13 protein-coding genes are annotated in these 12,011 nt (G+C 45.1%); 9 read left to right on the top strand and 4 right to left on the bottom strand.

Annotated elements, in window-relative coordinates; all coding sequences use genetic code 11:
* Window positions 1–63: 63 nt before the first annotated feature.
* Complete coding sequence (locus FZD51_RS07930; RefSeq protein WP_148974560.1) at window positions 64–897, top strand: hypothetical protein; 834 nt, start codon at window positions 64–66, stop codon at window positions 895–897.
* 70 nt (window positions 898–967) lie between these two features.
* Here FZD51_RS07930 and FZD51_RS07925 read toward each other — a convergent pair whose 3' ends face one another.
* A complete protein-coding gene (locus FZD51_RS07925; RefSeq protein ID WP_022544079.1) occupies window positions 968–1,210 on the bottom strand; it encodes a hypothetical protein in 243 nt (80 codons plus the stop codon).
* 131 nt (window positions 1,211–1,341) lie between these two features.
* Here FZD51_RS07925 and FZD51_RS07920 point away from each other — a divergent pair, with 131 nt between their 5' ends.
* The 6 genes from FZD51_RS07920 (at window position 1,342) to FZD51_RS07895 (ending at window position 6,792) form a co-directional block, all read left to right on the top strand.
* The gene (locus tag FZD51_RS07920; protein ID WP_148974300.1) at window positions 1,342–1,611 is read left to right on the top strand and encodes a hypothetical protein; all 270 of its coding nucleotides are present in this window, start codon (window positions 1,342–1,344) and stop codon (window positions 1,609–1,611) included.
* A 124-nt stretch (window positions 1,612–1,735) separates the two neighbouring features.
* Window positions 1,736–2,722, top strand: a complete 987-nt coding sequence (locus FZD51_RS07915; protein ID WP_148974299.1) for a YncE family protein — start codon at window positions 1,736–1,738, stop codon at window positions 2,720–2,722.
* A complete protein-coding gene (locus FZD51_RS07910) occupies window positions 2,715–3,398 on the top strand; it encodes a response regulator transcription factor (protein WP_148974298.1) in 684 nt (227 codons plus the stop codon). Before FZD51_RS07915 ends, FZD51_RS07910 begins: the two co-directional genes overlap by 8 nt.
* Window positions 3,395–4,786, top strand: a complete 1,392-nt coding sequence (locus FZD51_RS07905) for a sensor histidine kinase (RefSeq protein WP_148974297.1) — start codon at window positions 3,395–3,397, stop codon at window positions 4,784–4,786. Before FZD51_RS07910 ends, FZD51_RS07905 begins: the two co-directional genes overlap by 4 nt.
* A gap of 527 nt (window positions 4,787–5,313) precedes the next feature.
* Window positions 5,314–6,087, top strand: coding sequence for a CAP domain-containing protein (locus tag FZD51_RS07900; RefSeq protein WP_148974296.1), 774 nt, complete (start codon window positions 5,314–5,316; stop codon window positions 6,085–6,087).
* Window positions 6,088–6,294: 207 nt separating this feature from the next.
* Window positions 6,295–6,792: a GNAT family N-acetyltransferase gene (locus tag FZD51_RS07895; RefSeq protein WP_148974295.1), complete on the top strand. Its 498-nt coding sequence runs from the start codon at window positions 6,295–6,297 to the stop codon at window positions 6,790–6,792.
* 13 nt (window positions 6,793–6,805) lie between these two features.
* Here FZD51_RS07895 and FZD51_RS07890 read toward each other — a convergent pair whose 3' ends face one another.
* Together FZD51_RS07890 and FZD51_RS07885 are read right to left on the bottom strand one after the other, a co-directional pair.
* The gene (locus FZD51_RS07890; RefSeq protein WP_148974294.1) at window positions 6,806–7,273 is read right to left on the bottom strand and encodes an Hsp20/alpha crystallin family protein; all 468 of its coding nucleotides are present in this window, start codon (window positions 7,271–7,273) and stop codon (window positions 6,806–6,808) included.
* A gap of 50 nt (window positions 7,274–7,323) precedes the next feature.
* Entirely contained in the window at window positions 7,324–7,812 is a 489-nt protein-coding gene (locus FZD51_RS07885) for an Hsp20/alpha crystallin family protein (RefSeq protein WP_148974293.1), read from the bottom strand.
* A 227-nt stretch (window positions 7,813–8,039) separates the two neighbouring features.
* On the opposite strand from FZD51_RS07885, the gene FZD51_RS07880 reads away from it, so the two are divergent.
* Both FZD51_RS07880 and FZD51_RS07875 read left to right on the top strand, forming a co-directional pair.
* Window positions 8,040–8,819 carry an SDR family oxidoreductase gene (locus tag FZD51_RS07880; protein WP_148974559.1) on the top strand — a complete coding sequence of 260 codons (780 nt, stop codon included), beginning with the start codon at window positions 8,040–8,042 and terminating at the stop codon, window positions 8,817–8,819.
* A 167-nt stretch (window positions 8,820–8,986) separates the two neighbouring features.
* On the top strand, window positions 8,987–10,480 hold the full coding sequence (locus tag FZD51_RS07875; RefSeq protein ID WP_148974292.1) for an HD-GYP domain-containing protein: 1,494 nt from the start codon (window positions 8,987–8,989) through the stop codon (window positions 10,478–10,480).
* Window positions 10,481–10,601: 121 nt separating this feature from the next.
* Here FZD51_RS07875 and FZD51_RS07870 read toward each other — a convergent pair whose 3' ends face one another.
* Window positions 10,602–11,711, bottom strand: coding sequence for a mechanosensitive ion channel family protein (locus FZD51_RS07870; protein WP_148974291.1), 1,110 nt, complete (start codon window positions 11,709–11,711; stop codon window positions 10,602–10,604).
* Window positions 11,712–12,011: the final 300 nt, after the last annotated feature.

Below are 12,011 nucleotides of genomic sequence, written 5' to 3'. Positions count from 1 at the left end.
CTTGTGTGGGACACTTTTCATTGAGGGCCGCATGACCCATCCTACCAAGAGAGAAATCGAGTGATGATGATGAAGTTCTTAAAACAGCCGGCAGCCCTAATTCTCGCCAGCTTTCTTCTTCAGGGGTCCATTTTTTATGCTGAAGCATCCGGCAGGCCTGCCCCACTGGATTGGTCAGAAGTCAATGAGCTGCTTCCCAGATACAGTACATTTACAGTTGAAGATGTAGAAACGGGAAAGAAGTTCAAAGTGCAGCGAAGGGCAGGAAGCCGCCACGCAGATGTCCAGCCATTGACGGCGAAGGATACAGCCGTGATGAAGGAAATTTATGATGGAAAGTGGAGCTGGAGGCGGAGAGCCATCATTGTAAAATCCGGAAAATTGAGAATAGCGGCTTCAATGCATGGAATGCCCCACGGAGCCGGGGCCCTTGCCAATAACTTTCCCGGCCACTTCTGCATTCATTTTAACGGAAGCACCACTCATCGAAGAGATGAGATGGACTTATCTCATAAATTGATGATTTTGAAGTCAGCAGGCGAACTGGAGGCATACACCGGAAGTGCAGAACCGGAAGAAGCAGCTTCAGCATTCATTGCAGGGCTGAAGCAGCAGGACGAAGATATTGCGGGCATGCTTTCTTTGCAAAAGCTGCCATGGAAAAAAATCCTCCCGGCTATTGAGAATGTTCAGCTGGAAAATGCTTCAGGCGGCTTCAGCATGGAAGAAAAGCAGAACCAGCTTCTGGATGTTTCCGTTGAAGTTGACTGGTATATAAAAAATGAAGGAAAAAGGCATTACAAAGGAAAAATCGAAATGGTAAAAATGTCAGCTTTCGACGGCTGGAAAGTAAACGCGCAAAAATTCCTTGAAGAAAACCGCCTATTCGAAAGATAAGCGGTTTTCTCTTTGCAGTGCAAAGGGCTGCAATAAAAGCAAAAGGGGAATGCTATGGCATCCCCCATTCTTATTTCATCTCTCCAAACTTCGCAAATGTCTTCTCATCCTCTACCAGCCCGCAGGCTGCGCACTGCACCCTGACTTCAGGCCCTTTATAAGCCATATGGAAAGGGCTCAGCTGTTCTTCAGCGTATTCTTCCAAAACAATGCCTGAGCCGGGATCAAGCTTTACTGGCTGTGCTACCTGCCTGATGATGTTGAATCTGCTTCTATTGGTTTTGCAGTTCGGGCAGCGGTAAGGTGTCCCCATGAACATCCTCCTTTCATTCTTCCTGCAGATTTGCCAGTGAATGTATTTTTTGCCATTACAGTCTTCTTTATGCATATATAGTAGGGGTATACTAGAAACGATGATAAGACACAGGCAAGGAGAGATAGAAGATGAACAATGATTATGCTTATTTGCTTGGCAGGTACAGGCAGCTTTGGAACAACCGCAGGCTTGAAGGTGCCGGCTCAGCGGAGGATATCTTAAAGGAAGCAATCCGGAGAGAGCTGAAAGATGAAAATGCCCATCCGCGCGCCAGAAAGCGGGAATCGGAAAAGTTCTACCTGGCTGTTAAGAGGATAACAGAATCGGACATGGCACAAGAGGATAAACTTTTTCTGATAGATTTGCATTGTGAGTTATATGAACAGATCAGATCCTGAGCGTTCCCAGCGGCATATGCCCTGCTGTTGAGAATGATCTGAAAATATGATCAATAATTTTTCACAAATATTTCACAGTACAAGGATATAATCTTCTTATACATAGCAGAAAAGGGGAACAATCATGAGGGCAATTGCACTTACGCTGGGATATGCATGCATGCTGCTGGTGCTGGCAGCCTGCAGTTCTGAACAATATCCGCCAATTGCAAAGGACAAAAAGGTGGCGGCAACCGTCAACATCAAAGATATGTCTTTGACCTTCATTGATTTGGATATAATGGGTGAAGCGGCGACATGGGATTTACAGAAGCCTTATACGGGCGGCATGATCCTCCCTGATGGAGATTCCTTGTTATTATACGGCAAACAGCTGGAAACCGTTGATTTATATTCATTAGAAAAAGGGGAAAAGATCGGTGAATGGCCGGCAGGCACCGGGATAGTCAATGGCAGGCTCCTTTCAGGCAGGAAGGAAATTGCTTTTGCAGACCAGGACAAAGATGAAGTCAGGTTCTATGATTTGAATGGCAAGGAAACAGGAGCTGTTAAGACAGAAGCCGATCCCTTGACCATCCTCGAAGAAAAGGAAAAAGGGAGACTATTTGTCTCAAGCTTCAAGCAGGAAATCATGACTGTCATAGATATAAATCAAGGCAGGAAGATATCATCTTTCAAAATCCATCCTTCTGCAGCAGGAGCCCTGATCAGGGAAGAAGAGGGAGAACTTTGGATAGGCGGCCATGGAGAAGGGGCAGAAGCTGAGAAAGACATCCATGTTTACAGTCTGGAAACAGGCAGGCTGGCAAAAACTATCCCTGCCCCAACGATGCCGGTAGGCTTTGCAGAGCTGAAAGGATCTATTTTTGCTCTCAGCCACGGCTCCAGTACACTTTATAAGATGGACGGCGGCAGTAAAGAGGCAGGCAGCATCCAGGTTGGAGCCAATCCTTTTGAAATGCTTCCTTTCGGAGAGTATCTGATTATTGCGGGCTACGACAGCAATGATGTCCATCTGATTGATCCGGGACCGCTCCAGGTCATAAAGACGATCAAAACAGGAGAAGGGCCATTCCAGATCATACTCCGGGGGGATGTTGGAAATGAATGATATAGAAATATTGATTGTGGATGATGAAGAAGATATGCGTCACCTGATCGGGATGTATCTGGAAAATGCCGGCTTCAGCTGCCGTTATGCTGCAGGAGGGAAAGAGACGCTGGAAGAATTACAGAAAAACCTTCCTGATCTCATTCTTTTGGATATCATGATGCCAGGTGAAGATGGATTCTCAGTGTGTGAGAGAGTGCGTGCCCAATATGAAGTACCCCTCATTTTTTTATCTGCAAAAGGGGAAGAGTGGGATAAGGTCAAAGGACTGCAGATCGGGGGAGATGATTATATCGTCAAGCCTTTCAGCCCTGGGGAATTGACTGCCCGCATACATGCGGTCCTGAGAAGAAGCGGCAGCATCAGCGGAGCAGATTCAAATATAACCTCCGCCGGAAAGATAACGATAGACAAAAAGGCGCGTAGCGTGAAGGTGGAAGGCAGCAGTATCATGCTGACACTCAAAGAATATGAACTGCTGATGTTCTTTATCGGCCACCAGTCCCATGCGCTGAGCAGGGAACAGCTTTTAGAGCAGATATGGGGAATGGATTATCTGGGGAGCTTAAGGACGGTGGATACCCACATTAAAACACTAAGAATGAAGCTTGGTGCAGGAGATTATATAAAGACGGTCTGGGGAATCGGCTATAAGTTTGAGGTGCCCCGCGAATGAAATACTTCTCAGGCAGCCTGGCAAGGAAAATCTGGCTGGCGATCATGGCCGCCATTGTCATCACCATCGTTTACTCATATTTTCTGTCCTATTTGTTTTATGAAAACCTTTATGTCTCACATATTGAGGAAGAGCTGCTGCAAGAGGGCGGGCGCCTCGCCTCGCAGTACAGTTCAGGCCCGATTACCGAACAGTATAAAGAAAAAGTGGAATGGTATAACCAGGTATCGGATGCGGAAGTGTTTGCTGTCAGCAATCCGAGGGAGCTGAGCGCCTGCCTCCCATTTGATATAGATTATGACACGCTGATCGGCCCTGAAGAAAGAGAACGGCTTCTAAAAGGCGACCATATCCTTAAAACCGGGTATGAAGAGCGGTTCGGCCGAAAAATCATGGGAGTTATCATTCCCTTGCTTGATGAAAACAGGCTTGAAGGTATTTTATACTTATATATCCCGGTGGAAAACATCTCTGAAGTCACAAAGGATTTTGCCTACTGGTGGGTAGCGGCTGCTTTGCTGTTTCTTGGAGCTGCCTTCATCTTTGGGACAAAAGTGATCCGAAAGCTGACACACCCGCTTGCAGATATTAAAAAGGCAGCGGAAAGAGTGTCCTCAGGAGATTATTCAAGCAGGGTCCATATTCGATCGGAAGACGAAATAGGGCGCCTTGCCAAAGCGTTTAATCAGATGTCATCCTCCATCCAGAAGGAGGATGAAAGAAAAAAGGAGTTTCTGGCTGATATTTCTCATGAGCTCAGGACACCTATCAGCTACATTAAGGGCTATAGTGATGCAATTTTAAATGGGATTGCGGATAAAGATGACAAGTATCTTCATCTTATCAATAGAGAATCGGTCCGGATGGAAAGGCTTGTCGGAGACCTGCTTGATTTATCGAGGCTGGACACCGATGAATACCAGCTGGTCAGAATGCCTCTTCCCCTTGCTCAAGTCATTGAAGACAGCCTGGTGCGGTATACCCCGGCTTTGAAGGAAAAGAGTATAGAGCTGCGCACAATGCTTGATCCGGACATCATTATAATGGGTGATGAAGGAAGAATCGGGCAGATCGTGCAGAATATCATGGACAATAGCATCCGGTATACAGATAATGGCTATATTGAAATTACCCTGAAAGCTTCCAATAGGGAATGCATTCTTACAATAATTGATACAGGAGGCGGAATCCCGCCGGAAGATCTTGAAAGTATCAAGCAGAGGTTCTACCGCGTCAATAAAGCCCGAACCCGGGATGACGGAGGGACTGGACTCGGCCTTGCCATTGCAGAAAAGCTCATCCAGCTGCATAATGGATCCCTATCAATAGCGAGCAGTCCAGGAGAAGGGACAACGGTAACCATAAAATTGCCAATGCTCCAGGATTAATATGGAAACCCGGGATATTTCCGGGTTTTTGCTTGTTTTTAGGCTGAGTTAGTATACCTTGTTGATTTTGGGCTCATGTGTGTGTGACTTTGTTTCGCACGCATTTCAGCACATCTGGCTAAAGTGAGCCCAAAATCAACAACAATGTTAATAAAGCCTTTTTTAATATACGAATTTCTTTCACAGTTGTCATTCCAGTGTAATAAAAGTAAACAAAGGATGCCCCCAGAAAATCTGTCAATAAGACTTCTTTATCATATGTTTGGAAAAAAGCCATGTTCACTTCCACTTTACCAATTATTATCCATACAATAATATTCCAGCCATTAATCCTAAGATATCTTGATAGAACAGGCTTTTCCTGCTTAATTAGTCCCAAAGTCAGTATGCGCAGCCTATGGATGCACTTACAAACTGCTAATATGTAAAATCCTCCCTCTAATATTACAAAAATCGTATGCTATGATATTACTGCAAGCAAGAGAGCAACAAAAAACAAACTACGATTATCAGGGAGGATTTCATACATGAATAAAAAAGTGATCTTTTCAGTAGCAGCGGCAGCAGCATTGCTTGTATCACCAGGATTGAATAAAGCAGATGCAGCATCTAATTGCCCGACTCCACAGCAAGTGAAAGTAAATTACTCTGGAAACCTGAATAACGAGCAGATTAACAGCCTGCTTCAAAAATATCTGAAACAATACAATATTAAATGGGAAAATGTACAGGTAAACAAGCAGCCGGCCAAAGCAGAACAGCCGAAACAGGAAGCACCTGCACCAGCCAAAACAGAACAGCCAAAACAGGAAACTCCTGCACCTGCAAAAGCAGAGCAGCCTAAGCAGGAAGCACCTGCACCTGCACCAGCTAAACAGCCTGCACAAGCAGAACAGCCTAAAGCTGCACCATCAGCATCACAAGTAAGTGCGTTTGAGCAGAAGGTAGTCGAACTGACTAACCAGGAACGCGCAAAAAATGGTGTGCCTGCCCTTAAGCTTGATACAGAGCTCAGCAAGGTTGCACGCGAAAAGTCTAATGATATGAAAACAAAAGGCTATTTTGACCATAACAGCCCAACTTACGGTTCTCCGTTTGATATGATGAAGAAATTCGGCATCTCTTACAGAACAGCCGGTGAGAACATTGCAATGGGCCAGCGTTCACCTGAAGAAGTGGTAAAAGCATGGATGAACAGTGAAGGCCACCGCAAGAACATCATGAACGCCAACTTCACACACATCGGTGTAGGCCATGTGGCAGAAGGCAACTACTGGACTCAAATGTTCATCGGAAAATAATATAGCATTCAAAAAAGGAGACAGCACCCGCTGTCTCTTTTTTTTGAACAGTTTTAGACGATCCCGGGGAATGACTGTCTTATACGTCTTAATCTCATTAAGGCTCCGGCCCAGAAGGTTTAACAGTAACTGAGGGTGCTTTTCCTTCATGATTTTTCCGAAAAAGGATACAATACAACCTAGAGTTAATATAGATAGGGGATTTCTATGGACATCAGAAAAGCAGAACCAAACGATATAAGCAAAATTATGGGAATCGTAAAGAAAACTGTAGAAATAATGAAGCAGGAAAATAACGATCAATGGACAGATGAATATCCTGCAGAAACTGATTTCCTTCATGATATCAAGAACGGAACGATGTTTACGGCAGTGATGGATGGAGAACCCGCCGGGGCTATAACATGCGATCAGGTCCAGGCAGAGCAATACAGCCAGGTTTCCTGGCAAAAGGCCGCTGGTGAATGCTATGTGTTCCACCGCCTCGTTGTAGATCCTGAAATCAGGGGAGCCGGGATTGCCAGCCGTCTCATTTCGTTTGCTGAACAGCATGCTGTTCAGCAGAATGTACCATATATGAGGACTGATACATATTCACTTAATAAGAAGGCCCAAAGGCTGTTCGAGAAAAACGGATACAAAAAAGCCGGTGAAATCTATATGGACAGGGAGCATCCGTTCTTTTGCTATGACAAACTTCTTTAAGCATGCCGGAAGTTCAAGTATCCATCTGAAAAGGAATATCTACAGCTTCCTCATCTTCATGTATGGGTATGATAATGACAAGAAGACCTTCTTCAAAAGAGGTTTTGATCTCTTGCCGTATGACCTGAAATGGAATGGATAATTTCTTCTCAAACTTCAGGCTGGGGCGCTCTTTTATCAAATATTCCCGGTTGGGGAGAAGAGTCATATATTTACCTTGAATGATGATTTCTCCATTTGCCAGTTGAACCTTGAAATTCTCCCTTTCAATGCCGGGAAGTTCTGCTTCAACAATGATGGTGTTCCCGGATTTATAGACATCACATCTGGGCACAGATCCCTGATGCCCGAAAAATGCTGAGCCGGGGCTGGATGGCATAATCTGCCCCTCGGAATTCTTTTTGCTCAAACTGCCCATCAGCGGATCATTCTGGACTTGGGTGCTCCATTCCAGAAGATGCCTGAATTGTTCCAAAGACATACCTTGTTACCTCCTTTAATGAATGGGAGCTCAGAGCTAAAAGGAAAAGCTTATAGGATTTCAGTTACTTCAATCTCAGAAAACTGCATATCAATATTCTTGGGTATCCTGACTTCCAGCATGCTGTCTTTGAAGCTCGCAGAAGAGCCTTTCCTTTTTACAATGGCAGGAAGGGTAATCGTATGCTTATTATCAAACTCAGGAATATGCTCCAGGATGATCTGGTTTGAAGTATGATAAAGCTTCAGCTGTTTGAGCCAGGATTCATCTTTTATCCCGATCCTGACAAAAACATAATCATGTGTTTCGTAGACAGAGGTATCGAGTTTGGAAGAGCCGGGAGGAGAGGGATCAGGGTTCCCCTGCTGAAATGGGCTGAATCCCTGCATCATATTCTGTGGCCCTCCCATTCCCTGCATCGATTGGGGAAAAAGCTGCCCCATCATACTCTGAACATATTTGTCAATCTCGTCAGGCTTAAGCTGCTGCATCGTTTTTTTCATGTCTTTGTTAAACGGGAAAAGGTTCCAGGGAAACATATGATACATCCTTTCCTAGTGAGGCGTATATGCCCCATGTTCGGTATATGCTGCTGTATTATATGCAGGCAGCAGCCTAACCGTTAATCTTCTCGCATACAGAAGACTAGCTGCCAGTCCAATGGCTTATATTTTCTTCCAGCCTCTTTTTATTTGCATATCTCAAGTGTTCTTCATAGTATAGTGATTAAGAGAGCAGAAAAAAATATTGCGGGGTATGTATCTTGGTGAATGTAAAGACGGCTTTGATAACCGGCGGAGCGGCCGGCATCGGAAAAAGGACAGCTTTTGAATTGGCAGCTAATGGGGTTTCGCTTGCAATCAATTACCGCAGCAGCCGGGAAAAAGCTGAGCTGCTCGCAGAAGAATTGACTGAAAAATATGGGACTCAAAATATTGCGGTCCAGGGTGACATCGCTTCTGCAGAAGACTGCCGGCGCATAGCTGAGAAGGCACTGGATTGTTTTGGCTCAATCGATATCCTTGTCCATAATGCCGGGCCATACATACATGAACGAAAAAGAATGGCTGATTATTCCCTTGAAGATTGGAGCTATCTGATGAATGGAAATGTAAACGCAGTCTTTTGGCTGACAAAGCTCCTTCTGCCGGCGATGAGAGAAAAAGGCTGGGGAAGAGTCATTACCATTGGATTTGATAGAGTCGAAACGGCGCCAGGGTGGATTTACAGATCAGCTTTTGCTGCAGCAAAAACAGCGGCGGCATCCCTTACAAGGACTCTTGCCCTGGAAGAGTCTGAGTACGGGATAACAGCCAATATGGTCTGTCCCGGTGATATCGTAGGTGAATGGAAAGAGAAAGAAATCATTCAGGCAAGAGAATTGATCGGAGATTTGCCCGAAAATGAAAGAGATGCAACCGGAGAGGATATCGCACGGGTCATTTCGTTTTTAAGTGATGATAAATCTGCCTTTATAAATGGGAGCATTATTCCTGTCACAGGAGGAAAGGATATATTGGGAAAAGCATACAGGCTTGATGGCTAAGAAGTGCACATTGCTGAAGGCAATGTGCTTTTCTGCTGCAATTGTGCCAATAACAGAGAAAGTTTGAAAGAAACCTGCTGCAGAAACGAGTACGTATAGTTTTGAAGGTGGAAGGATGATAAAGTAGTAGGAAATAACTATAAATTTGATGCAGGGTGCTGTGGCATATGGACATATATAACAGGTTTCTTAAAAAACTCCTAATCAATTACATATTCGGCTCTTTGATTGCAGTGCTGGCAATCGGTGCAACCTTTATCTTTACCACCATTGATGCGAGGGGATATGATAAAGCCCTTATATGGCTGATTCTGGCAGGGTCAATGGTCATCATGTTTTTTACGGAGGGCTTTTTCTTCAGGCAGCATATCAGGCCCATTCGAGCTGTGTTTCTTTCAGATGGAATGGATGCAGAGTCTGTCAAAAAAGGAATCCTCAGGCTGAAGCAGTTTCCAGTTTTAACGGTCAAGCGGATTATGCTTCCGCATCTGCTTGGACTGACGATACCGGCAGCATCCGCTTCACTTTATCTGATCTCAGCCGGAGAGCTCAAGCTCTCCTATTATATGGTGCTTTATGCCGCCATTGCCGCTTTTCTTGTTGCCAGCATGCACGCCCTTGTAGAATTCTACTTGACGCTCCGGGCGATCAAGCCGGTGCTGGCCCATTTCAAAGCGGCCAATAAAAGCGGGTGGCTTGCTCAAGAAACTCCATCCGCCATTCCGATCAAAAAGAAATTCCGTTTAACAGTCCTTGCGATCGGTGTCCTTCCTGTCCTGATTTTCATGGTAGCTGCCCAAATCAAACTGGAAGGAATGGGTATGGGAACGGCCGTTTTTTGGCAGTGGGCGGCTGTTGTGATCTTCATAACAGTTTGCTATGCCATGCTGACCGCGAAGTATATGGCGGAGGATATTGAAGAGCCGATTTCACGCCTTCAAACGCTGATGTCCGAGGCGGAAAATCAGAACTTTGCCTACTTGAAGGATAATGTGTATACAGACGAATTCTCAGAGGTATTCACAGGCTTCAATATTATGATAGCGGCCCTGAAGCAAAGGGACGAGACGAACCGGCAGCTGCTTGAAAGCTTCATGACGGTCCTGTCGGCTGCACTTGATGCGAGGGATCCATATACTTCCGGCCACTCCATGAGGGTAGCATCATTCTCCCGCGACATAGGGAAGAGGCTTGGCCTTCACGATGAAGAACTGATGCAGCTTTATCAGACTGCTCTTCTCCATGATATTGGAAAAATCGGTGTCCCGGATGGAGTTCTGCAAAAAGAAGGCAAGCTGACTGACGAAGAATTCGAGTATATAAAGGCCCATCCGGTTATAGGTGAAACGATTTTAAAGCAGGTACAGCCGGCAGGCGAGGTGGCCTCCTTGCTCCCCGGGATCCGTTCCCATCATGAAAGAATCGATGGACAAGGTTATCCTGATGGACTTCAGGGGGAAGAGATACCTTATTTTGGCCGTATCATCGCAGTAGCGGATTCTTATGATGCCATGACTTCTGACAGACCTTACCGCAAAGGGATGCCGCCGGAAAAAGCATTGCATATACTTGAAAGTGGAAAAGGCACACAATGGGATCCACAGGTGGCAGACGCTTTTATTGAGCTGGCCAGAAAGATGGTGCAGACTGAAGCATCATGATCTTTCAGGTTCTCTATGGTCTTTATAAAGACCTTTTATGTCCTTCAAACAAGACAAAGGCCGCACCAGATTGGTGCGGCTTTATCAATGCACGCATATTCTTCCCGCAGCATGAAAGAATTCATGAGGAACGCAGCAATGCCTTCTCTTCCTGAAGGATTCCGCTTCCGGACTGTACCTCCTCCGATTGGACCACCAGGGTCCGTGTCGGGAAAGCCATGCTGACCCCTTCCTCTTCCAGGATCAGCAAGATCCTGAAATTAACGTCTTCTTTGATGGAAAGATAATCTGCAAAAGACGTTACATTCGTAAAAAAGTACAGGTAAAGATCAAGGCTGGAATCATTGAAGCGGTCAAAGCGGACTATGATCGTATCATTATGGATTTCCTCATGTTCAATCAGCATCAGCTCAATCCGCCTTGCGATTGCCTGGAGCTTTTCTCTTGAAGTGGAATACGTAACTCCCAGATGAAAGGAAATCTGCCTTTTTCCCATTTTAGACCAGTTAATGATCGGCTCGTTTGCGAGAGTTGAATTGGGAACGGTCACAAGAGCCTGGGCAAAAGTACGTATCTTCGTGCTTCTAAAGGTTATATCCTCAACTGTTCCCTCGACGCTGGGAGTCTTAATCCAGTCGCCTATTGTGAATGGCTTTTCGGTAACAATTACTATTCCCCCAAAAAGGTTGGAAACTGTTTCTTTCGCAGCCAGGGCAAAAGCCAGGCCGCCAAGACCCAACCCGGCAATGAAACCGTTGATATTGAAGCCCCATTCTTCAGCAATCATACTTCCGCCAAGAACAATGACAAGAGTCTTAGCCATCTTAGAAACAAAAGGGACGACCAGCTTATCGACATTGATATCGAGCCTGCTCATCAGTTTAGGGAAGAGCACCGTAGTCATGCTGCTTAAATTGAAAAGGCCCCAGGCCGCAAGCACAACGAAAACTGACCGGAACAGCTTTTTTTCTGCCGTATCGCTGATCAGGTCATATGGGAAAAACTGCAAAGCCAGCTGAAGGCCTATAACGACAAACAGCCATCTGACAGGTTTTTGGAAAGAATTAAGGATGGAAGAGGCTGTGGTGATGCCTTTTTTATCAGTATAATCAATAATCAGCTTGAAGATATATCTTGTAAACACTTTGCGGAGCAGCAAAAATAGAATCAGGATTCCGGCAGAAAGGGCAGAATTTGCCCAAAAATCATCGGTTAACAGGTAAGTCATCATTTTCCTCCTTGATGTAAAACTGAGCAGTGATAAACATTAGAACACTTTACCACTAACTGTGGAAAAATTTAATAGGTTGAAAGACGTAACTTTTAATAAGGCTCTGTGTACTTTCAAAAGGGGGAAGAGAAAGTCCCGTCACCCATTTTAAAAAGTGCCTGTCTGCTATACATACCTATGCGAACATTAATCACGAAAGTACAGGAATGGACAGACCATTTTTTTTTCGGAGTCTAAAATATAGGCATGGCTGTTCCTGGCTTTCGGTTTGCAAATGCAATCAGTGTGTTCAGCCCGCAG

Origin of the sequence: Bacillus infantis, assembly GCF_008180445.1 — a bacterium.
Taxonomy (GTDB): Bacteria; Bacillota; Bacilli; order Bacillales; family Cytobacillaceae; genus Bacillus_AB; species Bacillus_AB infantis_B.
The sequence above is the reverse complement of the archived record's forward strand: the minus strand, read 5'-3'. Positions and strand labels throughout refer to the sequence as shown.